Source organism: Streptomyces sp. NPDC002701, assembly GCF_042889045.1.
GTDB lineage: Bacteria > Actinomycetota > Actinomycetes > Streptomycetales > Streptomycetaceae > Streptomyces.
The window spans coordinates 519,274-542,490 of sequence record NZ_JBIAQL010000003.1; the positions used below are offsets into that span (position 1 = coordinate 519,274).

Sequence of the window (23,217 nt, forward strand, 5' to 3'; positions counted from 1 at the left end):
TCCGCACCCTATCCGGAGCTCCCCCCTTGACAACTTAACGGCGTTAAGGAGATCCTCGCCCCATGGAACTTAACAACGTTAAGGACGTGCTGATTGTCGGTGCCGGACCCACCGGTCTCGCGCTCGCACTCGATCTCGCCCGGCACGGCGTGCGCGCCCTCGTCGTGGAACGCTCCGCCGCCCTCTTCCCGGGCTCCCGGGGCAAGGGCCTCCAGCCGCGCACCCTGGAGGTCTTCGACGACCTGGGCGTACTGGACGCGATCCGGGCGGGAGGCGGCCGGTACCCCGTCGGCATGATCTGGCGGGACGGACAACGCCAGGGCGAGCACCGGATGTTCGACGAGACGGAGTCGACGGAGGCCGAACCGTACGCGGGCGAAGCCTGGATGGTCCCGCAGTGGCGCACCCAGGAGATCCTCCTCGCCCGTCTGCGGGAGCTGGGCGGCGACGTCGCCTTCGGCCGCGAACTGGTGGGGCTCGCGCAGGACGGCGACGGCGTGACGGCGAGCTTCGCCTCCGGCCCGCCGGTGCGCGCCCGCCACGCCGTCGCCGCGGACGGCGGCCGCTCGGCCGTGCGGCGCGCACTGGGCATCGCCCTGACCGGGGAGACGGTGGACCCGGCGCCGGCCCTGGTCGCGGACATCCGGGTCACCGGCCTCGACCGCGACAACTGGCACTTCTTCCCGCCCGCCGACGGCGAGGGCGTCCTGGCGATCTGCCCCCTGCCGCACACCGAGGACTTCCAGCTGATGGCCGGCTTCGCGGATCCGTCCGCCGCGCCGGACCTGTCCCTGGCCGGCATCCGCAAGCTGGTGGCCACGCGGACGCACCTCTTGCCGGACGACGTGACCGAGGTCCGCTGGGTCTCCGACTTCCGGCCGCGTGCCGCACTGGCGGACCGCTTCCGGCAGGGCCGGGTCTTCCTGGCGGGCGACGCGGCCCACGTCCACTCCCCCGCGGGCGGCCAGGGCCTCAACACCAGTGTCCAGGACGCCTACAACCTGGGCTGGAAGCTCGCCGCCGTACTGCGCCGGGACGCCCCGGCCGCCCTCCTCGACAGCTACGAGGAGGAGCGGCGGCCGGTCGCCGCGCAGATGCTGGGCCTGTCCACCGGCGTCCACCGCGGCGAGGTCCGGCGGGGCGCCGCCACCCAGCAGCTCGGCCTCGGCTACCGGGGCTCCTCGCTCGCCGTGGAGACGCGCGCGGACCTGCCCGAGGACGCCCTGCGCGCGGGCGACCGCGCACCGGACGGCACCCGCGCCGGGGTGCGCCTCTTCGACGCCTTCCGTGGCCCGCACTGGACGCTGCTCACGGTCGGCACGGACACCGGTGTACCGGACCTCCCCGGCACCCCCACGGTCCGTGTCCCGGAGTACGAGGCGTACGGGACCGGGGTGTTCCTCGTCCGCCCCGACGGTTACGTGGGCTGGGCGGGCAGCTCGGCGCGCGGCCTCGACGAGTACACCGCCCGGGTCGGTCTCGCCCGGCGCGCCTGAGTTCTAGACCGAACTGGCCAGGGACAGCTTGACGGCGAAGCCCAGGAAGAGGGCACCGGCGGCGGAGGTGGCTCCCGCGGAGAGCCGCCTGCGCCGCCGGAAGGCCGCCGCCAGCTTCGTCCCGCCGAAGATCAGCGCGCTGAGGTACAGGAAGCTCGCCAGTTGCGCGAAGGCACCGAGCACGACGAAGGAGACGGCCGGATACGCGTACCCCGGGTCCACGAACTGGACGAAGAAGGCGACGAAGAACAGGATCGCCTTCGGGTTGAACAGACTGATGACGAGCGCCCGCCGGAAGGGCCGCTCCTCGGCGACCGGCGCGACGGCCTCCTCGCTCCCGCCCCGGTCGCGCCGGGTCCGCCACATCTGCCAGGCGGCCCGCAGCATCCCGAACGCCAGCCAGGTCAGATATCCGGCGCCCGCGTACTTGACGATCGAGAAGAGCAGGGCGTTGGCCTGCAGCAGCGACGCGACACCGGCCGCCGAGAGCGTCATCAGCACGGCGTCACCGCACCAGACACCGGCGGCGGCCCGGTAGCCGTTCCGGATGCCCCGCCGCGCGGCGACGGACAGCACATAGAGCGAGTTCGGTCCCGGCAACAGCACAATCAGCACAAGACCCACGAGATAGGTGGGGAGATCGGTCACACCAAGCATGAGAGGCAGTCTCGCACCCCGGTACGACACAATGCTGCCTGGTTCGCAACGAAGGACGCGCGGGAACCCTCTCAGGTGTCGCCACGGCACATCGAGGACGGTTCGATGAGCAGCGGGGGGTTCGGATGCGTACGAAGGGCATGTGGAGATCGGTCGCGGCGGTGACGGTGGCGGCGGGGCTCGCGGTGGGCGGATGCACCATCCAGACCGTCGACCCGAAGACGGGCAGACCGGTGACGGGCACACCGGCGGCGGGCGCACCGGCGGCCGGAGCCTCGGGCGGCCAGGGATCGGCGGGCGCCGCGTCCGCACCGGCCGACCCGCCCTCGCCCGGCGACGCCGAGCCCGCGCAACCCGCGCCGAAGGTCCTGTGGGCCCCCGGCGACCGCGGCGGGGACGTACGGGAGCTGCAGGCCAGGCTGCGCGAGGTGCTGTGGCTCTACGAGGGGCCGACGGGGACGTACGACACCGCGACGGCCGAGGCGGTGCGGGGCTTCCAGGGCAAGCGGGGCCTGCCGATGACCGGGACGACGGACTCGGTGACCTGGCGGCGCCTCCTGCGGATGACCCACGCGCCGGGCAAGTGGGACCTGTACGCGTCGGGCGGCCAGCCGGCCGCGAAGCCGGACCCGCGCTGTATGACGGGCCGGGTGCTGTGCATCAGCAAGACCAGCCGCACCCTTCGCTGGATGATCGACGGCCGTACGCTCTCGACGATGGAGGTGCGCTTCGGTACGGAGTACACACCCACCCGCGAAGGGGTCTTCGACGTCTACTTCAAGTCGCGTGATCATGTGTCGACGATCTACGACTCGCCCATGCCGTACGCGATGTTCTTCAGCGGCGGCCAGGCGGTCCACTACTCCGCGAACTTCGCGGCGACGGGCTACTACGGCGGCTCGCACGGCTGTGTGAACGTACGGGACGAGGGGAAGATCTCGGCGCTGTTCTCGCAGGTGAGGAATGGCGACAAGGTCGTCGTCTACTGGTGAGGACCGGGTGGCGGAGAGAGTGAGCGGGCGCGGGCGGGACCGGGGGAACGTGTCCCGCCCGCGCCTTGTGCACCGAGCCGTGGGTACGGGGGGAACCCCGGCTCGTGCGACAGCCGATGACCAGTCGGCTCGCTTACTACTGCGTCGGCGCGGCTGAAAACGTCACACCGACACCGCCGGGGCGCGGAAGGTGCCCGGACCTGTGTGACCGCGGTCGTCGCGGGCACGGTCGCGGTCCTTGCCGCCGTTGCCGTTGCCGTTGCCGTTGCCGTTGCCACGGTCGTCACCGTCGTCGCCGTTGCGACCGTGGTCGCCCTTGCCGCCGCCGTCGCCCTGACCGCCGTCGCTGTCGCTGTCGCCCTTGCCGCCGTTCCCGTTGCCGTTGCCGTTGCCGTTGCGTGGAGCGTTCTGCCCGGATCCGGGGTCGCTCCAGTCGCGGCCGGAGTCGTGACGGTCCCCGTTCCCGAGGACGCCCCTGCAGTACTTCTGCACCTGCCCGGCGCCGTGCGCCGCGTTCTCCAGAGCGCGCCTGCGCCCCGCGTCGAGTTCCTTTCCGTCGCGGTGGTCACGGCAGGCCGAGGCGATCCCGGCCCACCCGCGGCCCGGCCGGTGTTCGCGTCCGCTGTCGTCGGAGCCTGGCTGTGCGTCCGGGCCCGTACCCGTGTCCGTGTCGCCGCGCGCCTCACCGCGCGGGACGGAGTTCTCCCCGGACGGTGCGCCGGCACCGCCGTCGGGCCGCGGCTCGTCGGCGCCGCCACGGCTCTTCCCGGGGGACGGCGTGCGGAGCGGCCGGTCCGGAGTGACGGCGACCGTCGCGGAGGCGCCGGGTTCCGGTTCGTCGCCGCCGAAGGCCAGGACACCGGCGGTCGCGGCCATGGCGACTCCGCCGATCATCCCGGCGGCCAGCGCGGCGGCCAGGCCGTGGCGCACCGGCCGACCCCAGACCGAGGGGGCGCGGCGGTCCGTGCCGGCCCGGCCGAGCCGGACGAGGCCGGCGTCCAGAGAGGTGTCCGCAGCCACCGAGGAATTCAGGCGGGCGTACGTGCCGGTCCCGGCCGGCCCGGTCCGCTCGCGGGTCCCGGTGGTGCGCACGGCACGGAACGCGGCCAACGCGGCGGCCTCACCAGGGAGTTCACTGCCGTCCTGCCCGGTCACGGCGGTCATCGCGCCCAGGACACCGAGTGCTTCGGCGAGCCGGGCGGCCTCGGCACGGCTGTCGGCGTCGACGGTTTCGAGCCGCTCTCCGCGCAGCAGCCGCTCCGCCGCGTCACGGTCAAGCCACCGGCCGGGGGTCCGGGAACCGTCTCCCGGAAAGACACAGCGCTCGTCGGCCATCACATGTCCTTCTGCGTCCGCGACGGCGTATGCGTCACACCGGCGGACGTGACCGCGCGGGTACGCGGCTCTGCGTGCGGGGGCCGTTGCGGGGGTACCGAGCTCAGCGAGCCGGCCGATTCCGCATCCGCTGATTCCTGCTCGGCGCCGAGCAGTTCGGCGAGGCGCTTCAGACCGCGGTGCGCCGCGGTGCGGACGGCTCCCGGGCGTTTGCCGAGGGTGTCCGCGGCGGTCTTCGCGTCGAGGCCGACCACGACGCGCAGCACGACGGCTTCCGCCTGGTCCTGCGGGAGCCGGGCGATGAGGGAGAGGGTGTCGTCCGTGGAGAGGGCCTCGATGGCCTCCCCCGCGGTGTCGGACTCGGCCGCCTTGCCGGTGAGTTCGGTCTCGTCGCCGACTGTCGCGGGACGCCGGCCGCGCATGCGTATGTGATCGAGCGCGCGGTTGCGCGCTATCCGGGCCGCCCAGCCGCGGAACCGGTCGGCGTCACCGCTGAACCGTTCCAGATCCCGCGCGATCTGCAGCCACGCCTCGGACGTGACGTCCTCGGCGTCCGGGTCACCGACCAGCGTGCGTACGTATCCCAGGAGCCGTGGATGCACGGCTCGGTACACAGTCCGGAACGCGGTCTCGTCCCCGTACTGTGCGGCAAGCACCGCGGCGGTCAGCTCCGCGTCGTCCCCCAGCACCGCGCCCCTTATCGCGCCCGGCCGGCGCCGCTCTCGCGGACCGGGTTCTCTCCGTCGTGGTCTCTCGGTCGATGGTTGCGGTCCTGCCCCGCATCCGGCGCGAAATGCACGTTACGGCTTGAAACGGGGGTGCGTCCACGCCCGTACAACTTGCAACTAACTCGTTGCCGGACGGGGTGTGACACAAAACGCACCGTCGGCGCTGAGGAGAGTACGGGCCGCCGCGCGGCCCGTGCCGCGCGACGGCCGGGGCCTCTCCTGTGGGGGGTGGCGGCCCCGGTCGTTGCCATCGGCTCAGCGACCTTTGCCCTTCGCGGGCTTCTCCCTCTTCGCGCTCTTGGTGCTCTTGGCAGTCTTGTCGGGTTTCGCGCTTTTCTCGCCCTTCGCACTTTTCGTGCTCTCCGGGCCTTTTGTGGGTTTCTTGGCGTCCTCGTCGGCGCTCGCGCCCGTGTCTTCGCCCTTGTTCTTGCCCTTGCCCTTGCTCTTGTCTTTCTTTTTGTCCTTGTTCTTGTTCTTGTTTTTGTCCTTGTTCTCGCTCTTGTCGTTCTTGCTGTCCTGGGTGCCGGAGGGGCGGTCGGAAGGCCCGGCGAAACCGTCGGTCCGCCCGGGCTCCGGCGGGCCGGACGGACCAGGCGTGCCCGCCGGGGCGCTCTCCGGCGGCCGGGGCCGGTCCCGCCCACCCCCTCCGTCACCCGCCCCCACGCCCGAGCCGATCCCCGCGACCGCCACCCCGCCGAGCGTCACGCTCGCCGCCAGGGCGACCAGCGTCGCCCGCACGGACCATCCGCGCCGCCGCTCACCCGCGGGCCGCCAGTCGTCCCGCCGCCGGGTGCGCGCCTCCCCGTGCGCCCCCTCGTCCCGCGCCTCCCGGAACGCGGCGAGCGCCCGTTTCTCGGCATCGGGGTCCACCGCCGCGTCGAGCACGGCGGCGGTGAGCAGGGCAGCGAGGTCGGGTTCGGGCCCGGGAGCACCGCTCGGACCGTGGTGGTGCGGGCGGGGGTCGCCGCCCTCTCGTTCACCCATGTCCGGATCACCCTCGCCGCCCGTGCGCCGCTCGCCGTTCATTCCGACTCCCCCAGCGTCCGGGGACCGACATCCGTCACACCCTCGTCGCCGAGCCGGCGGGCCAGCCGCTTCAGGCCCCGGTGCGCGGCGGTGCGTACCGCGCCGGGGCGTTTGCCGAGGACACGAGCCGCCGCGGGACCGTCGAGGCCGACGACGACCCGCAGCAGCACGGCCTCGGCCTGGTCGCGCGGCAGACCCGCGAGCAGTTCGAGGGCGTACTGCGTACCGAGGGACTCCAGTGCCTGGTCGTCCGTGCTGTGCGCGGCGGGCAGGTCGAGCAGGTCCTGTTCGACCTCGGACGCCCGCGGCCGCACCTTCTGGCGCCGCAGGTGATCGAGAGCCCGGTGCCGGGCGATGGTCGCGGTCCAGCCGCGGAACCCCGCCCCGTCCCCCCGGAAGCGCCCCAGGTCCCGGGCGATCTCCAGCCACGCGTCCGACGCCACGTCCTCCGCCTCGGCGCCGACCAGTCCCCGCAGATACCCGAGCAGTCCGGGCTGCACGATCCGGTACGCGACCGCGAAGGCGGCCTCGTCCCCCTGCTGCGCCCGCGCGACGGCCGCACCCAGGTCCCCGTCGGACGATCGCACGCGGCGGGATTCCCCTCCCTGGCCCAACACTGTCCTCGTTCACACCGAGCTCGTACCGGCCGGTGTCCGCACCGCACGGCACGCAGCGCGTGATCACACGTGATCACACGCCCTCAAGGTCATCTGCGCCGTGCGGCACGGAAACGTCACAGTCCGTCAGCCGCGCCGCCCATCGCCCCGTGCCCGGGGCCACCGGCCCGCACCCGCCCGTGCAACTGCAGATAGAAGGTGTGCAGGGACTCCCGCTCCCCCGCCTCGAACCGCTTCACGACCTTGCCCAGCGGATTCCACACGCGCCCGTCCCGCATCCGTACGCCCACCTGCTGGCCGAACAGCTCCCGCTGTCCCTGGTCGAACTCGATCCACGCGGCACCGGCGCGCCGCACCAGCACCTCTCCGGCGTACACCCCGAGTCCGAACAGCACATGGCCCACGGCCGTGCGGTCCCGGCCGCTCTTGCGCAGTCCGTCGACGATGAAGTCGACGACACGCAGGCTCGCGACGGAGTAGTCCAGCGGCAGCCGGCTGCTCGCGGTGATCTCCCGTACGAACTGCGCCGCGTGCTGCCGCATCCGCAGGTCGGCCGAGAGCCCCCGGGGCGCGCGCGGGCGCTCCCCCGACTCCGTGCCCGTCCTTCCCATCGTTCGCGCCCCCTTGTCCGGTGACGTCCGGCCGCGAGAGCCACGCCCGGTCCGCAACACCAAGCGAGGAGAACGCCCCGAACATCACACGTCATCACCGTGACAAACATCACGCGTCAATTCACCCGAACCCGTACAACCATCTGCCGCTCTCGATCGTCGGTGCGGCGCTCCCGCGGCCGTCCAGTGACGTACCGCACACACCTGTTGGGTGATGTTTGGCCCGGAGTTGGCGCTGAATTAAGGAACCATCTGCGTGACGGGTGGGTTTTTTGTGAGGCTTTCTAGGGGTGGGGTATTTGAGTCGCCGGACGACCCATGCGTACAAACCGCTGAGCATGAAGCGGAGAGCGTGGCTGACGATCGGAGCCGTGGCGCTGGGCGGGGCGGGGGCCGTGACGTACGCCGTCGCGAATCCGGGTGACGACCCCGCGACGGATGCCGCGCGCACCAAGCGGCCCGTGCGGGTGCACGAGCTCACGATGGAGAGCGACGGCTCGGGCCGGCGCGAGGTCGAGCGGACGAGCACCCGGCAGTTCTCGCTGCTCGGTGTCTCCTGGACCGGCGCGGCGGCCGGACTCGACGGCACCGCCCAGGTGCGGACCCGGTCCCTCGACACGGGCGAGTGGACCGGCTGGCGGAACCTGGCGCTGGAGCCGCACCCGGCCGACGGGGCGGAGCCCGGCGACGGGAAGGCGCGCGGCGCGTCCGATCCACTGTGGGTCGGTCCGAGCGACGGCGTCGAGGCACGTGTCGTCGCCGCCGGGGGCACCTCCCGGGCGACGTCCGGGGGAGGTTCGGCGGACTCCGGTCTGCCCGAAGGACTCGAACTCAGCCTCGTCGACCCGGGCGTGACCCCGGCCGAGGCGAAGAACGGGGCACTGGGCACATCGACCGGCACGTCCGCGGGCGCGTCCCTGGACAACGCCGCCTTCGTCGCCGAGGACCCGACCGGCCCCGCGGCCCCGGCCGACGCGGCCGCGGACTCCCCGGACCCGGACCCCACGGAGTCCACGGGCACCGGCACGGGCACCGGGCCCGCGACAGGTGCCGCGGCGGCACCCGCCGAGAGCACCCCGGAAGACGCGTCGGAGAGCGCCTCCGCTTCCCCGACGCCCGATCCGGTCCCGTCCCCGCCGCCGTCCACCGTGACGCAGCCGCCGATCGTCCCGCGCGCGCAGTGGGGCGCCGCCGAGTCGACGGTGCCGGACCCGCCGCAGTACATCGAGAAGGTCAGCGCGGTCTTCGTCCACCACACGGCCGGCACGAACGACTACAGCTGCGCCGAGTCCCCGGCGCTGGTGCGCGGCATCATGGCGTACCAGGTGCGGACCGAGAAGCTGAGCGACCTCGGTTACAACTTCCTGGTCGACAAGTGCGGCCGGATCTTCGAGGGCCGGGCGGGCGGCACCGACCTGCCGGTGCGCGGCTCCCACACGTACGGCTTCGACGGCGACTCGGCGGGCATCGCCGTCCTCGGTGACTACGAGGGCGCCGCGGCGACCGCCACCACCCCGGCGAAGCCCGCGGGCAGGCCGACCCGCGCCGCCCTGGAGTCCGTGGCGCGTGTCGCCGCGTGGAAGCTCGGCCAGTACGGCGGCGACCCGAGTGGGCGGGTCACCCTGACCGCCGCCGAGGACACGGGCGTGTGGAAGGCCGGCGAGCAGGCCACGCTGAACACGGTCGCCGGCCGAAGCGACGCCCTCACCACCGAGAACCCCGGCAAGAACCTGTACGCGAAGCTGGGCGAGATCCGCCGGTACGCCTCCGGCCCCGGCCGGAACGCCGCGGTCCCGACGGCCGACGTCAACCGCGACGGCATCAGCGACCTCGTCGCCGCCACGCCCAAGCAGGGCAGCGGCTGGCTCACGCTCGTGCCCGGCGGTCTGAACGGCCCCGTCTCCGCCGCGAAGGTGAAGCTCAACCAGGGCACCGCGAACGTCCCGGGCGCCGCCGAGTCGGGCGACCAGTGGGGCGCGGCCACGGCCCTCGGCGACATCAACGCCGACGGCTACGCGGACCTCGCGATCGGCGCTCCCGGCGAGGACGACACGACCGGTCACGCGGACCGCGGCGCGGTGACGATCCTGTACGGCCCGAAGTTCGACACCGGCGCCGACACCATGGCGCTGGGCGACGACTACGAGCCGGTGGGCGCGCGGTTCGGCGCGACGGTCGCGGTCGGCGACTTCAACGCCGACGGCAGGGCGGACGTCTTCACGGCGGCCACCGGCACGGGCGGCAACTGGGCCGCGCGGTTCAACGACGGCCACGAGGTCGCCGGCGACCTCACCACCGCCTCCGGCGCCCTCGCCTACGCGGACGCCGCCAGCGGCGACTTCAACCGGGACGGTTACGCGGACGTGGCGCTCACCTACCGCGACGCGGCCGGTGCCGGCAAGGTCACCTGGTTCAAGGGGTCCAGGTCGCTGGGCCTGTCGAAGGTGTCCACGCTCACCGTCAAGGGCGGGCGTTCCCTCGTCGCGGGCGACGTGAACGGCAACGGCTACGACGACATCGTGATCGGCCAGCCGTCCGCCACCGAGTCCGGCGCGGTCTCCGGCGGCCAGGTCACGATGGTTCCCGGCACGTCCACCGGTTTCACCACCACGGGCATGACGAAGATCACCCAGAGCACCGCGGGTGTCGAGGGGGCCAACGAGTCCGGTGACGCGATGGGCACCTCGGTCTCGGTGGGCGACTTCGACGCCGACGGCTTCGCGGACGTCCTGACCGGCGCCCCGAACGAGGACATCACGCGCAGCGGCGCCAACAAGGCCGACGCGGGCGCGGTCTGGCTCCTGAGGGGCACCGCGGCGGGGCTGACCGGCACCGGTTCGCTCTCCTACTCGCAGGACACGAGCGGCATCGCCGGGTCCACGGAGAAGGACGACAAGCTGGGCTCGTCCGTCTCGCTGACGGACTTCTCCGGCCACGGCCGGGCGCACCTGCTGATCGGCGCCGAGGGCGAGGACACGGGCAACGGCACGCTGCTCCACCTTCCGAGCACCGCCTCGGGCGTCTCCGTCGCCAGGTCGGCGTACTACGGCGTCACCCAGCTGGGCGCGGCGACGGCCGCGCGTCTGGGCCAGGTCCTGACCCCGTAGACACGCCACCGGCGCCGGCGCACCACCGCGCCACCGACCCGCAAAGGGCCGGGACCCCGTTTCGCACGGGGTCCCGGCCCTCCGCGGTTCCGGCCCGGTTCGGGTCAGGCGCGGCCGCGGGCCCGCCGGGACACCACCGCGCGCAGCACGCGCCGGCCTTCCGTGGAGAGCTCCCGCGCCTGGCGCAGACCGGCCGGGCCGTGGGCCGACAGCAGTTCCAGGATGGCGATCTGGCGGCGCAGTTCGGCGGCGACGAGGGGTGACATGTCCTGCGTACGGCCCTCGCGCGGGGCCGTCACGGAGGACGCGTCGCCGGATCCAGCAGCGGACGAGCCGTCGAGGAGGCGGTGGATCCGCAGCGCGGCGACCGAGCAGTCGTCGGCCCACTCCCGGAGGTTCTCGGTGGTCCGTTCGACGGGGGCGGTGCCGAGCATGCGATGCGCCAGCGCGACGGCCTCGCCCTCGGCGGACGCGTCGTCCCGCGGCACCTCGAAGGCGTAGAGCTTGGCGCGCGCCTGCTCGACGCACTCGCCCCAGTCGAGGTCCCCGGCCTCGGACTCGGCGAGGCTCGCCCACAGGGGCCGCAGGATCTCGTCGTCGCCTCCCAACAGGGGTACGCACCTGTCCAGGCACGCCAGACCGCCGGCCGCGAGACCCCGCTCGTCGGCCCGAGCGATCAGTTCCACCAGGCTCATCACGCCTCCCTCGGTGGGGCCGCCGCCGGTCACGGAGCCCGCACTTCCCCTTACTGCGTGCACTGTGGCCGGAACGTCACACTGCGAGATGGCCGAAATCTACATCGGGACGACCCCGAGCCGGTCCAGGAACCGGAAGAAAAGCATCTCGGCCGAGGGGTCCGCGTCGGAGGTGAGCACGTCGAGGAGACGCTCCTCGGAGGCGTCACGGCCCGATTCGGCGGCCCAGGCGAGGGCCCGCGCCACGGCGTCACGCGGTTCCAGGAAGAAGTCGTCGACAGCCAGCCCGTCCTCGTTGCCGCCCAGGTACCCGGCCATCGCCTCCCGGGCCAGGCAGGTCGTCCAGGACCCGCTGTCGGGCGCGGCCGCCTCGACGACCACGCAGTCGCTGTCCATGACGTAGCCGAAGAGAGCGGGCGCGCCCGTCTCCTCGGCCAGGTCGTTCATGTTCCCGACGTCCCCGGCGGCGCCGTCGGGTGCGTTCGGGTACTCCCACACCTGCCAGCCGTCTTCCGTCGTCTCGTGCAGCGTCATGCCCGGCGCCGCCGCCGACAGCGCGCCGAGCTCCGCGAGCCGCCGCTCGCTCCTGCCCACCACGAAGTATCCCCAGTAGCCCATGCCGCTCCCCCCGCCGTGTCGATTCGGCCAGCGCCGAATACACCACATACGCACGGCAGTTCGCCACCGGAACGGGCAAGTCGCCACAACCGCGTCATCGCGGCCGCCCCGCACGGCCGGACCTCCGGCCCCCGCCCGCCCCGGCGGCGCCGGCCCTCAGCCCAGCTTCCCCGCCAGCCCCTTGAAGTCGGTCCACGACGCCTCGGGCGGGCGCGGGTCCCACAGCTTCTGCGTCAGCGCCCGCAGCGGCATCCGTATCCCCGCCGCCACCTGGTCCTGGGTCTGGGAGCCCGCGAGGTCGCACCAGACGGCGAAGGACGCGCCGAGTATCCGGTCGTCGTACTCCTTGGCCACCGGCGCCGTACCGCGCAGGACGAGGGGCGTCCACTGCTCGTAGATGCGCTGCCCGGTCGGGTAGACGAAGGTGTTGGGCTGCCCGAGGACGTAGTAGAGGTACTCGTCGTTGTAGTTGTGCAGCTCGCGCCCGGCCCGCAGGTACTCGGCCGGCGGACGCGCGCCGATCTCCTTGCCCGTCCAGTACGCGACCTCGACGTCCTTGTCGGCCTGGACCTCGCCCCCGGCGAAGATCCCGTCGTTCCACGCGCGCAGGGTGCGGTCGTGCCCGCGCATGGTGGCGGCCCGGTCGTTGAGCCACCCGGTCGCCAGGTCGGCGATCCCGGCACCGGATCCGTACGCCTTCGTCGCCGCGGCGGCCAGCCGCGGGTAGGAGGCTTCCGGGTTCGCCACCGTCAGCGCCTGGTACTCGTCGGCCCCCAGATGCCAGTACGGGCCGGGGAACAGGCCGGCGTACTCGTCCAGCAGTTCGTCCACGATCTTCGCGGACGCCGGGTTCGCGATGTCGATCGCGCCGCGCGTCGCGACCCCCTGGGTGTTGCGGAGCTGGAGGTCCGGGTGCGCGGCGATCACCGCGCCGAGGTGGCCGGGCGAGTCGATCTCGGGCACGACACTGATGTGGCGGCTCGCCGCGAGCTTGAGGATGCGCCGCACCTCCGCCTTCGTCAGGTGCTCCTTCGACACGACCTCGGGATGCGAGTCGGAGGCGATCCGGAAGCCCTGGTCGTCGGAGAAGTGCAGGCCCAGCTGGTTGTACTTCAGGTCGCCCAGCTCACGTATCCGGTCCTCGATCCACGCGGCGGTGAAGTGCTTGCGCGCGATGTCCAGCATGAACCCCCGCTGCGGCTTCGCCGGCGAGTCCCGTACGACCCCCTCGGGCGCCGTGGCCTTCCCGTGGACCTCCTGCTTGAGCGTGCGCGTGCCGTAGAAGACGCCCGCCTCGGCCGTCCCGCTGATCCGCACCCGCCCGTCCGCGACGGCCAGCGTGTACGACTCCGCGTTCGCGTCCTCGTCCGTGAGCTTCAGCCCGACGTCGCCGGCGCGCGGCTCGCCCTCACCCGCGTAGGCCAGCCCCAGTTCCTTCGCGAGCAGCCGGCCCTCGTCCGCGAGCGCCTTGTCGCCGACGACCACCCGCCCGCCCTTCGCCGGCCGCCAGCCCGGACCGCGGGCCGGGGTGTGCTCGCGCACGGCCGGTATCGTCCGGGGAGTCCGTGACAGGGGATACGTCCGACTGGGTGACGGCGTCGGGGAGGCCGCGGGGGCTTGGGCATGTCCCTGTCCGGAGGGTCGCCGGGTCGAGGGCGCGCCTGCGTCGCCGCCCGGCCAGAGCCCGACGGTCAGCGCGGCACCCGCCACGACGGCCACCACGCCCGCGCCGACCAGCAGGGGCCGCCTGCGGTCCGAAGCCCGTTGCTTGCGCCTACGCCCGTTCACCACAGACCACTCACTCTCCCGTGACTGTCCCCGTGACTGTCTCTGTGACTGTCCTCTTACGCTGTATCTCCGTTGTGAACCTAAGCCCCTTCGCTCTGTCCCGCCGTCCGCCCCTCGCTCCGCGACGTGCCCTTACGGGTGAAGTTCGGGCATTCGTCGGACAGGTCCTGTCACGTCTCGATAGCGTGATGACACATCTCTCACTTGATCCCCTGCCGAACCACGCGTGGCGCCCGTCCGAGCGCCACCGAACCGCCGAGGAACCCACGCTGCCCGCGCACCGTCCTTCCCGCCTCCCCGGTCTGGAGCGGTTCAACGCCCTGCCCGCCGACGAGGCCGAGCGCGTCCTGCTCGCCTGCTGTGGCAGCTGTCACTGGGCCCGCCGCGTCGCCGCGCACCGCCCCTACCCCGACCTTGAGTCCCTGCTGGCCGCGGCCGACGAGGCGGCGTACGACCTGACGCCCGGCGATGTCGCCGAGGCCCTGGCCTGCGAGTCCCTCACGCTCCTCCCGGACGGCGCGTACTCCGGCGCGCACACCGCCCTGAGCGCCGCGCACGCGGCGTACGAGAGCCGCTTCGGCCACGTCTTCGTGATCTGCCTGGACGACACGCCCCCGGCGGAGTACCCCGACCGGGTCCTCGCCGGAATCCGCTCCCGCCTGACCAACGACCCGGACGAGGAACGCTCCCACACAGCAGAAGAACTACGCCGCCTGGCCAAAGGCCGCCTGACCAGATCCCTGCCCCCCACCCCCTCCCACGACCACGGAGAACAACGCAGCCTCCTGCCGTAGGGGGCGCGGGGAACGGCGCAGTCTTTCGCCTTGAGGGGCGCGGGGAACGGCGCAATCTTTTCAGGGGCGCGGGGAACGGCGCGACCAGCCACAACGCACCCGCACCGGCCACCCCACCCACCCCACTCCCACCCCCACACCACCCCACCCCACCCAAAACCCCCGCCCGCTATAGCCCGTACGGACCTGTTTGCCTGCCAGTTCGATCACATCGGTAGGCCCGCCGTAAACGTTCCGACAACACGTCGCTACGATGGCCAGGGCCGGTGGACCGTACCCGGCCGGGCCCGACCGACATCGAAGCCGGCAGGCCCCAATCCCCGCTCCCGGAGGGTTCTTCCGTGCCGGCTGGAACGCTGTACCGCGGCCGGGAAGGAATGTGGTCCTGGGTGGCTCATCGAGTCACCGGCGTCCTCATCTTCTTCTTCCTGTTCGTACACGTCCTGGACACCGCTCTCGTGCGTGTCTCCCCCGAGGACTACGACAGGGTCGTAGCCACCTACAAGACCCCGCTCGTCGCGCTGCTGGAGTACGGCCTCGTCGCCGCCATCCTCTTCCACGCGCTCAACGGCCTGCGGGTGATCGCCGTCGACTTCTGGTCGAAGGGCCCGCGCTTCCAGAAGCAGATGCTCTGGACCGTGGTCGGCATCTGGGTCGTGCTGATGATCGGGGCCCTGTACCCCGTACTCGGCCACGCCGCTCGTGAAGTCTTCGGGAGCTGACGCACATGTCCACCACTGAGAAGACCGCGTCCGGCATCGGCCCCGTCGAGGGCGCGTCCCTCTACGACGTCGACAACCCGGCGCCCCTGATCGACCCCCCGCGCAAGCGGACCAAGAAGACGCCGAAGTCCGCCCGCGGCAACTTCGAGATGCACGCCTGGCTCTTCATGCGCCTGTCCGGCATCGTCCTGGTCGTCCTGGTCATCGGCCACCTGCTCATCCAGCTCGTCCTCGACGGCGGCGTCTCCAAGATCGGCTTCGCCTTCGTGGCGGGCCGCTGGGCCTCCCCGTTCTGGCAGGTCTGGGACCTGCTGATGCTCTGGCTCGCGATGCTGCACGGCGCCAACGGTCTGCGCACGGTCATCAACGACTACGCGGAGCGCGCGAACACCCGGCTGTGGCTCAAGGGCCTGCTCTACACCGCCACGGTGTTCACCATCCTGCTGGGCACGCTGGTGATCTTCACCTTCGACCCGAACATCCGCTAGGCACGGGGCTGCGAGAAACATGAAGATCCACAAGTACGACACCGTCATCGTCGGCGCCGGCGGCGCCGGCATGCGTGCCGCCATCGAGGCGACGAAGCGCAGCCGGACCGCCGTGCTGACGAAGCTCTACCCCACCCGCTCCCACACGGGCGCCGCGCAGGGCGGTATGGCCGCCGCGCTCGCCAACGTGGAGGAGGACAACTGGGAGTGGCACACCTTCGACACGGTCAAGGGCGGTGACTACCTGGTCGACCAGGACGCCGCCGAGATCCTGGCGAAGGAGGCCATCGACGCGGTCCTCGACCTGGAGAAGATGGGCCTGCCGTTCAACCGGACCCCGGACGGCACCATCGACCAGCGCCGTTTCGGCGGTCACTCGCGCAACCACGGCGAGGCCCCGGTCCGCCGGTCCTGCTACGCCGCGGACCGCACCGGCCACATGATCCTCCAGACGCTCTACCAGAACTGCGTGAAGGAGGGCGTGGAGTTCTTCAACGAGTTCTACGTCCTCGACCAGTTGATCACCGAGGTGGACGGCGTCAAGAAGTCGTCCGGCGTCGTCGCCTACGAACTGGCGACCGGTGAGATCCACGTCTTCCAGGCGAAGGCCGTGATCTACGCGTCCGGCGGCACCGGCAAGTTCTTCAAGGTGACGTCCAACGCGCACACGCTGACCGGTGACGGCCAGGCGGCCGTCTACCGGCGCGGGCTGCCGCTGGAGGACATGGAGTTCTTCCAGTTCCACCCGACCGGCATCTGGCGCATGGGCATCCTGCTGACGGAGGGCGCCCGCGGTGAGGGCGGCATCCTGCGCAACAAGGACGGCGAGCGCTTCATGGAGAAGTACGCGCCGGTCATGAAGGACCTCGCGTCCCGTGACGTCGTCTCGCGCTCCATCTACACGGAGATCCGTGAGGGCCGCGGCTGCGGCCCCGAGGGCGACCACGTCTACCTCGACCTCACGCACCTCCCGCCGGAGCAGCTGGACGCGAAGCTGCCCGACATCACGGAGTTCGCCCGTACCTACCTCGGCATCGAGCCGTACACGGACCCGATCCCGATCCAGCCCACCGCGCACTACGCGATGGGCGGCATCCCGACGAACGTCCAGGGCGAGGTCCTCGCGGACAACACCACGGTCGTCCCGGGCCTGTACGCGGCCGGCGAGGTCGCCTGCGTCTCGGTCCACGGCGCGAACCGCCTGGGCACGAACTCGCTGCTCGACATCAACGTGTTCGGTCGGCGCGCGGGCATCGCGGCGGCGGAGTACTCGGCCACGGTCACGCACGTCGACCTGCCCGAGGACCCGGCCTCGCTGGTCGTCGCGCAGATCGAGCGGCTGCGCTCGTCCACGGGCAACGAGCGGGTGGCGGACATCCGCCGCGAGCTGCAGGAGACCATGGACGCCAACGTCATGGTGTTCCGCACCGAGCAGACGATCAAGACGGCGGTCGAGAAGATCGCAGAGCTGCGCGAGCGCTACCTGAACGTCTCGGTCCAGGACAAGGGCAAGCGGTTCAACACCGACCTCCTGGAGGCCGTCGAGCTGGGCAACCTGCTCGACCTCGCCGAGGTCATGGCCGTGTCCGCGCTCGCCCGCAAGGAGTCCCGCGGCGGTCACTACCGCGAGGACTACCCGAACCGCGACGACGTGAACTTCATGCGCCACACCATGGCGTACCGCGAGGTCGGCGACGACGGCACCGAGTCCATCCGTCTCGACTACAAGCCGGTCGTCCAGACCCGCTACCAGCCGATGGAGCGTAAGTACTGATGGCAACCCCGACCCTGGACAAGGCGGACGCGGCCGGCACGCCCGAGCCCGGCTTCGCCGACTCCCCGTACATCACGGCCACCTTCCGCATCCGCCGCTTCAACCCCGAGGTCTCGGGAGAAGCGGTGTGGGAGGACTTCCAGCTGGAGATCGACCCCAAGGAGCGTGTCCTCGACGCGCTGCACAAGATCAAGTGGGACCAGGACGGTTCGCTGACCTTCCGCCGGTCCTGCGCGCACGGCATCTGCGGTTCGGACGCCATGCGGATCAACGGCAAGAACCGGCTGGCCTGCAAGACGCTGATCAAGGACATCAACCCGGCCAAGCCCATCACGGTCGAGCCCATCAAGGGCCTCACCGTGCTGAAGGACCTGGTCGTGGACATGGAGCCGTTCTTCCAGGCGTACCGCGACGTGATGCCGTTCCTCATCACCAAGGAGACGAACGAGCCGACGCGCGAGCGTCTGCAGACGGCGGAGGACCGGGAGCGCTTCGACGACACGACGAAGTGCATCCTCTGCGCCGCCTGCACGTCCTCCTGCCCGGTGTTCTGGAACGACGGCCAGTACTTCGGTCCGGCCGCCATCGTGAACGCCCACCGCTTCATCTTCGACTCGCGCGACGACGCCGGGGAGCAGCGGCTGGAGATCCTCAACGACAAGGACGGGGTGTGGCGCTGCCGCACGACGTTCAACTGCACGGACGCCTGCCCGCGCGGTATCGAGGTCACGAAGGCGATCCAGGAAGTGAAGCGTGCGCTGATCACGCGCCGTTTCTGATCGTCCCGGCACCGACGCACGAGGGCCCCACTCCTGCCGGAGTGGGGCCCTCGTGCGTCACGCCGGCCGGACTCAGCCGCGGAGCACGCGGCCGTGCTTGTCGGTGCGGTCGTTGCTGGTGAGGAACAGGATGCCGTCGATGAGCGCCCAGAGGCCCAGACCACCGCAGGTGAGGAGCTGCGCGACACCCACACCGACGGAGCCGACGTAGAAGCGGCCGATGCCGAGGGTGCCCAGGAAGATCTGGAGGATGCCCGCGACGATCTTCGACTTGTCGGAGTAGGGGCGGCCCTGGGGGTCGACACCGTACGGGGTTGCGGGAGTGGGGACGGTCATGAGACGTGCTCCTGGATGACTGAATGAGACCGGAGCGGACTTGCTCCGGTGGGACCCCAGGAGGAACCCCCCATGGCAGAGACCTGCCAAGAATCGCGTGACCACGTGACCGCGTACACGTCGTCCCCCCTGTGCCGTGTGAGCGTACGGAGAGGCGTGGGGCGGGCGGGAGGGTAAACCTTCTATTGTTCCCATCCCGTGATCAAGTATGCAGGGATTCCGGGATTCAGCCCCGGATGTTGCGGAGCACGGTCCATACGACCGCCACCGCCAGGATCAGGACCTGGTTGCGCGCGCTCAGTTCGGGGCGCCAGCGGCGTCCGCGCAGCCCTTCCACGGTCCAGCGGGCGAGCAGCGCGAGGGCGAACGGCGCGGCGAGCAGCAGCGCCCTGTTGTCGAGCCAGGCCGCGGCGAACTGACCGTGCATCAGGTCGTACGTCATGCGGGTGCCGCCGCAGGCCGGGCAGAGCAGCCCGGTGACGAAGCGGAACGGGCACGCGGGCAGGACGTGGCCGGACTCGTGCGGGTCGGTGACGTACAGATAGGCCGCGCCGGCGGCCCCGGCGAGGAGCACCGCGAGGGGTGCCGCCGCCGGGTGCCGCAGAGCGTTTGCGCGCACCGCGCGCGGGGCTCGCGCCGCGCGTGCGTCGTGCACGGGGCCCGGCTCAGCCACGCAGCGGCCTGCCCTGGGCATCCGTCGCGTTGTGGCCGGTCAGCAGCATGATCCCGTCGATCAGGGCCCAGATGCCGAGACCACCGCAGGTGAAGAGCTGCGCGAGACCGATCCCGACGCTGCCGATGTAGAACCGCCCGACGCCGAGACCTCCGAGGACGAGCTGCAGCACCCCAGCGATGATCTTCGACTTGTCCGAGTACGGGCGCCCGTAGGGGTCGTAGCCGTACGGGGCGTTGGGGTCGCCGGTGTAGGCACCGGGCGGGAACGCGCCGGGCGGCGGGTAGCCCCCGGCCCCCGGAGGCGGGTACCCGCCGGGCTGCTGGTACCCCGACTGCTGGTACCCGCCCTGCGGATACCCGTACGGCTGCCCCGGCTGCTGCCCGGCCCCGGGCTGCCCGGCCGCGTACGGGTTCGCGTCGCCCGGCGGAGTCGATCCGGAGCCCGGATACCCGTAACCGGGCGGGGTGGCCCCGGAGTTCGGATAGCCGTAGCCGGGCGGCTGGTTCGGTGGCTGCTGCGGCTGCGACGGCTGCTCGCTCACGGTGACTGCTCCTGGGGAGGGGACGAAGTAGGAAAAGAATCAGGTCAACCCATCTTGCCGGAGACACCCCCAACAGAGAAGCCGGCTGGGCCGCGGGGCCGCCTCCGGCGGGGTCCGGACCTACGCGTCCGGGGTGCGCCACTCCGCCCAGACCTCCTTGCCGCCGCCGTTGCGGCGTCCGTTGATCAGGAGGTAGTGGCCCCACTCGTCGGCGCACGCCCGCGTCAGCCAGAGCCCGCGCCCGCTCTCGGCGTCCAACTCCGGCCCCGACACGGGTCCGGGCCACCGCGGTGGCGGATACGGGCTGCTGTCCCACACGCTGAGCCGCAACCGCCCGCCGGTGCGGACGAGTCGTACGGCGATGGAGTCCCGGGTGCAGGCCAGGGAGTTGGTGACCAGCTCCGAGGCGACGAGCTGAGCGTTGTCGAGGACGGTGGGGTTCGTACGGTGGCGGGTCAGCACGGCCCGCACATGGGCCCGGACGATGCCGGGCCCGAAGGGTGAACTGGGGATGCGGAGGGCGTACTCCCAGTCGCCGTCGAGCGGGGGGTGCGCGAGGTCGTTCAGGACGAGTTCGGTCATGGCCGTAACTCCTGTGTGCGATGCGGGGGTTGATGAACGTGGTCGAGTGACGCGGGCGGTGGCTCTGTCGCTGACGCGGTGCGCTTCCGGAATCCCGACGCCACGTTGAGTGACCTGACGAGCACACACAGTAGAGCAGCTGGCTGCAATACTGCTACCGAACAAGGCAACTTCTTGGATGGGACACCGATGCCACCTCGGCCGACAGCAACTGTCAGACAACAACGTCTAGGCGCTGAGCTGCGCAAACTGCGTGAACGAGCCGGCCTCAACTCCCGCGAGGCCGGGCAGAAACTCGGCATCGATCCGGCCCGCATCAGCAACATCGAGTCCGGACGGTTCGGCGTCAGCGCGGATCGTGTTCGAGCATTCGCCCACGGGTACGAATGCTGCGATGAGCCCTACATCGACGCGCTCGCGGCCATGACGGGAGGCCGCTCCCGCAACTGGTGGGACGACTACCGGGACCTCCTCCCACCGGTCCTGCTGGACCTGTCGGAGATGGAGGAGCACGCGAAGGCACTGCGTACGGTTCAGTTCACCCACCTGCCCGGCCTGCTCCAGACCGCGGAGTACGCACGGCTGGTCTTCCAGCAGAACGTGCCCAGCCTGCCGCCGCCGACGGTCGAGCACCGTCTGTCCCACCGCATCAAGCGCCAGGGAATCCTCTACGGCGACACCCCGACGCACTATGTCGGGATCATCCACGAAGCCGCCCTGCGCATGCGGTTCGGCGGTCCCGGGGTCATGCGTGAACAGCTGGCGCACATCACGCAGATGAGCGAGCGCGAGGACGTGACCGTCCTCGTGCTTCCCTTCGCGGCAGGCATCTTCCCCGGCGCCGGCCAGACGGTGGTCATCGCCGAAGGTCCACACCCGCAACTGGACACCGTGCAGCTGGACACCGAACACGGCTCCGAATTCCTGCACGCGGAGGCCCAGCTGGAGAAGTACCGAACGATCATGAGCCGCATGGAGCAGCTCTCCCTCGACGCCGCGCACTCCCGCGACTTCATCAACAGAATCATCGACGACCTGTGAAAGGCCCCGCCATGACCGAACTCCGCTGGCAGAAGTCCTCGTTCAGCAGCGAGGCCAGTAACTGCCTCGAACTCGCCACCGCCCCCGACGGAACGATCCGCCTCCGCGAGTCCGACGACCCCACCACAACCCTCACCCTGCGCACCCCCGACCTGGCATCCCTCCTGACGGCCGCCCGCCGGGGCATACCGGCGACACGCGAGGCCGAGGGCGCCTGAACGCGGCACTCGCCCAGCGACGCCCGCGTCCGGGTCAGCCGCGCCGGCAGGCGGAAGCCGCCACCCGGGTGACTGCCCGCCCGCCTCCCCCGTCTCCCCCGTCCGTCGACTTAATCTGACGACATGTCAGACGATGAGTCGTACGAACTGCTCGGTTTCGACAACGTCCTCTTCCCCGTCGGCAGCCTCGACGAGGCCGTGGACTTCTACCGGCGGGCCGGGTTCGAGCTCGGGGTCCGGCTCGACGAGGCCGGGATCGCCGTCCTGAAGGTCGGCAAGGAGACGCCCGGCGTGCTGCTGCGCCTGGAGGAGGAGCTCGGGCACCGGCCGCCGGCCTGGGCCACCCCCCGGGTGTGGCTGGAGGTGCGGGACGCCAGGGGCACCGCGGACGTCCTCGCGGCGGCCGGCATCCAGCCCCTCGACGCCCCCCTCTCCGTGGCCACCGGCTGGACCGTCGAGGTCGCCGACCCCTGGGGCAACGTCATCGGTTTCACCGACTACACCAAGCGGCCGGAACTGGCCCGCACCGCCTGAGCCACACGTCACATCCACACCCGTGACGGATGACTTGAACGTGTTCAAAAACAGGTCTACATTCTCTCTCGACAGCGCGTTTTGAACGCGTTCAAGAAGTCGGGAAAGGGTGGGGGACATGGACCTCACGGTCGTTGCGTATGTCATATATCTGCTGATCAGCGTCGCCCTGACGGTGTGGGTGGCACGGACGCTCAGCCACAACGGGCGGATCTTCCTCGCCGATGTGCTGCACGGGAACGAGAAGCTCGCGGACGCCGTCAACCACCTCCTGGTGGTCGGCTTCTACCTGGTGAACCTCGGCTTCGTGGCGCTCTACCTGAACCAGGACGACAGCATCGCCGACGCCCGCGGGGTCTTCGAGGCCCTGTCGACGAAGCTCGGTGTCGTGCTCCTGGTGCTGGGCGCCATGCACCTGGGCAACGCGTACGTGCTCAACAAGATCAGGCGCCGCGGCATCATGGAGCGCGAGCAGCTCCCGCCCGTGCCGCCGCAGGGCTGGGTCGCACCCACGGCCGGGGCGTGACTCCGGTGGCCACCACCACGGGCCCGGACCGGGACGCCACGCGCGTCCCGGTCCGCGGGCTCACCGTCCTGTACGACGCGCAGTGCTCGCTCTGCACCTTCCTGCGCGACTGGCTCGTGTGGCAGCGGCAGCTGGTGCCCCTGGAGCTGGTCGCCGCCGGGTCGGCGGAGGCGAGGCGCCGTTTCCCGGGGCTCGACCACGCCGCGACGCTCGACGAGATCACCGTGATCGGTGACGCGGGCCAGGTCTACCGGGGCCCCGCCGCTTGGGTCGTCACCCTGTGGGCGCTCACCGAGCACCGCCCGACGGCACACCGGCTCAGCACCCCCGTCGGGGCCCGCCTCGCGCGGGGCGCGGTGCTCGCCGCCGCCAAGTGGCGCGAGGGGCAGCGGGCCCGCCGGGAGGGCCAGTGGGGCGGGCGTACGTACATCGCGGCCGACGGGTGGACGTACGACCCGGCCATGGGCTGGACCTACGAGCCGCCCGGTTGCGACGGCGGCACCTGCGCTCCTCGTTAGGCTCTGTCACGTGCCAGC

The 23,217-nt window shown here is 71.4% G+C and carries 26 protein-coding genes; 13 read left to right on the forward strand and 13 right to left on the reverse strand.

Features of this window, described 5'->3' with window-relative positions; all coding sequences use genetic code 11:
* Positions 1-62 precede the first annotated feature (62 nt).
* Positions 63-1,496, forward strand: coding sequence for an FAD-dependent oxidoreductase (locus ACFYXC_RS10745; protein WP_389549328.1), 1,434 nt, complete (start codon positions 63-65; stop codon positions 1,494-1,496).
* A 3-nt stretch (positions 1,497-1,499) separates the two neighbouring features.
* Here ACFYXC_RS10745 and leuE read toward each other — a convergent pair whose 3' ends face one another.
* Complete coding sequence (gene leuE, locus ACFYXC_RS10750) at positions 1,500-2,153, reverse strand: leucine efflux protein LeuE (protein ID WP_389549330.1); 654 nt, start codon at positions 2,151-2,153, stop codon at positions 1,500-1,502.
* Between the two features lie 125 nt (positions 2,154-2,278).
* On the opposite strand from leuE, the gene ACFYXC_RS10755 reads away from it, so the two are divergent.
* Positions 2,279-3,145: a L,D-transpeptidase family protein gene (locus tag ACFYXC_RS10755; RefSeq protein ID WP_389549333.1), complete on the forward strand. Its 867-nt coding sequence runs from the start codon at positions 2,279-2,281 to the stop codon at positions 3,143-3,145.
* Between the two features lie 162 nt (positions 3,146-3,307).
* Here ACFYXC_RS10755 and ACFYXC_RS10760 read toward each other — a convergent pair whose 3' ends face one another.
* The 5 genes from ACFYXC_RS10760 to ACFYXC_RS10780 form a co-directional block, all read right to left on the reverse strand.
* Positions 3,308-4,480, reverse strand: coding sequence for a hypothetical protein (locus ACFYXC_RS10760; protein ID WP_389549336.1), 1,173 nt, complete (start codon positions 4,478-4,480; stop codon positions 3,308-3,310).
* The gene (locus tag ACFYXC_RS10765) at positions 4,480-5,169 is read right to left on the reverse strand and encodes an RNA polymerase sigma factor (protein ID WP_389549338.1); all 690 of its coding nucleotides are present in this window, start codon (positions 5,167-5,169) and stop codon (positions 4,480-4,482) included. Before ACFYXC_RS10765 ends, ACFYXC_RS10760 begins: the two co-directional genes overlap by 1 nt.
* A gap of 294 nt (positions 5,170-5,463) precedes the next feature.
* Positions 5,464-6,192, reverse strand: coding sequence for a hypothetical protein (locus ACFYXC_RS10770; RefSeq protein WP_389549341.1), 729 nt, complete (start codon positions 6,190-6,192; stop codon positions 5,464-5,466).
* 38 nt (positions 6,193-6,230) lie between these two features.
* Positions 6,231-6,848 carry an RNA polymerase sigma factor gene (locus tag ACFYXC_RS10775; protein ID WP_389549344.1) on the reverse strand — a complete coding sequence of 206 codons (618 nt, stop codon included), beginning with the start codon at positions 6,846-6,848 and terminating at the stop codon, positions 6,231-6,233.
* Positions 6,849-6,967: 119 nt separating this feature from the next.
* The gene (locus tag ACFYXC_RS10780; protein WP_388914885.1) at positions 6,968-7,393 is read right to left on the reverse strand and encodes a hypothetical protein; all 426 of its coding nucleotides are present in this window, start codon (positions 7,391-7,393) and stop codon (positions 6,968-6,970) included.
* A gap of 407 nt (positions 7,394-7,800) precedes the next feature.
* Here ACFYXC_RS10780 and ACFYXC_RS10785 point away from each other — a divergent pair, with 407 nt between their 5' ends.
* Entirely contained in the window at positions 7,801-10,569 is a 2,769-nt protein-coding gene (locus ACFYXC_RS10785; protein WP_389549347.1) for an FG-GAP-like repeat-containing protein, read from the forward strand.
* Positions 10,570-10,673: 104 nt separating this feature from the next.
* On the opposite strand, the gene ACFYXC_RS10790 is transcribed toward ACFYXC_RS10785, so the two are convergent.
* The 3 genes from ACFYXC_RS10790 to ACFYXC_RS10800 all read right to left on the reverse strand — a co-directional run bounded on the left by ACFYXC_RS10790 (position 10,674) and on the right by ACFYXC_RS10800 (position 13,622).
* A complete protein-coding gene (locus ACFYXC_RS10790; protein ID WP_389549349.1) occupies positions 10,674-11,264 on the reverse strand; it encodes a hypothetical protein in 591 nt (196 codons plus the stop codon).
* Positions 11,265-11,363: 99 nt separating this feature from the next.
* Positions 11,364-11,882, reverse strand: a complete 519-nt coding sequence (locus ACFYXC_RS10795) for a hypothetical protein (protein ID WP_389549351.1) — start codon at positions 11,880-11,882, stop codon at positions 11,364-11,366.
* A gap of 156 nt (positions 11,883-12,038) precedes the next feature.
* Entirely contained in the window at positions 12,039-13,622 is a 1,584-nt protein-coding gene (locus ACFYXC_RS10800; RefSeq protein ID WP_389550012.1) for a glycoside hydrolase family 20 protein, read from the reverse strand.
* 236 nt (positions 13,623-13,858) lie between these two features.
* On the opposite strand from ACFYXC_RS10800, the gene ACFYXC_RS10805 reads away from it, so the two are divergent.
* From ACFYXC_RS10805 to ACFYXC_RS10825, 5 genes are all read left to right on the forward strand, one after another.
* Positions 13,859-14,464 (forward strand): 2-oxo-4-hydroxy-4-carboxy-5-ureidoimidazoline decarboxylase, encoded by a 606-nt coding sequence (locus ACFYXC_RS10805; protein ID WP_389549354.1) that lies wholly within the window; start codon positions 13,859-13,861, stop codon positions 14,462-14,464.
* A 341-nt stretch (positions 14,465-14,805) separates the two neighbouring features.
* A complete protein-coding gene (gene sdhC, locus ACFYXC_RS10810; protein ID WP_388914441.1) occupies positions 14,806-15,186 on the forward strand; it encodes a succinate dehydrogenase, cytochrome b556 subunit in 381 nt (126 codons plus the stop codon).
* A gap of 5 nt (positions 15,187-15,191) precedes the next feature.
* On the forward strand, positions 15,192-15,674 hold the full coding sequence (locus ACFYXC_RS10815; protein WP_388914438.1) for a succinate dehydrogenase hydrophobic membrane anchor subunit: 483 nt from the start codon (positions 15,192-15,194) through the stop codon (positions 15,672-15,674).
* Between the two features lie 19 nt (positions 15,675-15,693).
* Positions 15,694-17,448 carry a succinate dehydrogenase flavoprotein subunit gene (gene sdhA / locus ACFYXC_RS10820; protein ID WP_389549359.1) on the forward strand — a complete coding sequence of 585 codons (1,755 nt, stop codon included), beginning with the start codon at positions 15,694-15,696 and terminating at the stop codon, positions 17,446-17,448.
* Positions 17,448-18,227 (forward strand): succinate dehydrogenase iron-sulfur subunit, encoded by a 780-nt coding sequence (locus ACFYXC_RS10825; RefSeq protein ID WP_388914432.1) that lies wholly within the window; start codon positions 17,448-17,450, stop codon positions 18,225-18,227. The genes sdhA and ACFYXC_RS10825 overlap by 1 nt, the downstream gene beginning before the upstream one ends.
* Positions 18,228-18,299: 72 nt before the next feature.
* Here ACFYXC_RS10825 and ACFYXC_RS10830 read toward each other — a convergent pair whose 3' ends face one another.
* The 4 genes from ACFYXC_RS10830 to ACFYXC_RS10845 all read right to left on the reverse strand — a co-directional run bounded on the left by ACFYXC_RS10830 (position 18,300) and on the right by ACFYXC_RS10845 (position 20,362).
* Complete coding sequence (locus ACFYXC_RS10830; protein ID WP_388914429.1) at positions 18,300-18,563, reverse strand: TM2 domain-containing protein; 264 nt, start codon at positions 18,561-18,563, stop codon at positions 18,300-18,302.
* 226 nt (positions 18,564-18,789) lie between these two features.
* Positions 18,790-19,182, reverse strand: coding sequence for a DUF2752 domain-containing protein (locus ACFYXC_RS10835; protein WP_388914415.1), 393 nt, complete (start codon positions 19,180-19,182; stop codon positions 18,790-18,792).
* Between the two features lie 46 nt (positions 19,183-19,228).
* Positions 19,229-19,780, reverse strand: a complete 552-nt coding sequence (locus tag ACFYXC_RS10840) for a TM2 domain-containing protein (RefSeq protein WP_388914412.1) — start codon at positions 19,778-19,780, stop codon at positions 19,229-19,231.
* Positions 19,781-19,900: 120 nt separating this feature from the next.
* Positions 19,901-20,362, reverse strand: coding sequence for an ATP-binding protein (locus ACFYXC_RS10845; protein ID WP_389549364.1), 462 nt, complete (start codon positions 20,360-20,362; stop codon positions 19,901-19,903).
* Between the two features lie 189 nt (positions 20,363-20,551).
* Here ACFYXC_RS10845 and ACFYXC_RS10850 point away from each other — a divergent pair, with 189 nt between their 5' ends.
* The 5 genes from ACFYXC_RS10850 to ACFYXC_RS10870 all read left to right on the forward strand — a co-directional run bounded on the left by ACFYXC_RS10850 (position 20,552) and on the right by ACFYXC_RS10870 (position 23,199).
* A complete protein-coding gene (locus ACFYXC_RS10850) occupies positions 20,552-21,403 on the forward strand; it encodes a helix-turn-helix domain-containing protein (RefSeq protein ID WP_389549367.1) in 852 nt (283 codons plus the stop codon).
* 11 nt (positions 21,404-21,414) lie between these two features.
* A complete protein-coding gene (locus ACFYXC_RS10855; RefSeq protein ID WP_389549370.1) occupies positions 21,415-21,621 on the forward strand; it encodes a DUF397 domain-containing protein in 207 nt (68 codons plus the stop codon).
* A gap of 123 nt (positions 21,622-21,744) precedes the next feature.
* Positions 21,745-22,155 carry a VOC family protein gene (locus ACFYXC_RS10860; RefSeq protein ID WP_388914401.1) on the forward strand — a complete coding sequence of 137 codons (411 nt, stop codon included), beginning with the start codon at positions 21,745-21,747 and terminating at the stop codon, positions 22,153-22,155.
* A gap of 118 nt (positions 22,156-22,273) precedes the next feature.
* Complete coding sequence (locus tag ACFYXC_RS10865; RefSeq protein WP_389549373.1) at positions 22,274-22,681, forward strand: hypothetical protein; 408 nt, start codon at positions 22,274-22,276, stop codon at positions 22,679-22,681.
* Positions 22,678-23,199 carry a thiol-disulfide oxidoreductase DCC family protein gene (locus ACFYXC_RS10870; RefSeq protein WP_388914394.1) on the forward strand — a complete coding sequence of 174 codons (522 nt, stop codon included), beginning with the start codon at positions 22,678-22,680 and terminating at the stop codon, positions 23,197-23,199. Before ACFYXC_RS10865 ends, ACFYXC_RS10870 begins: the two co-directional genes overlap by 4 nt.
* Positions 23,200-23,217 lie beyond the last annotated feature (18 nt).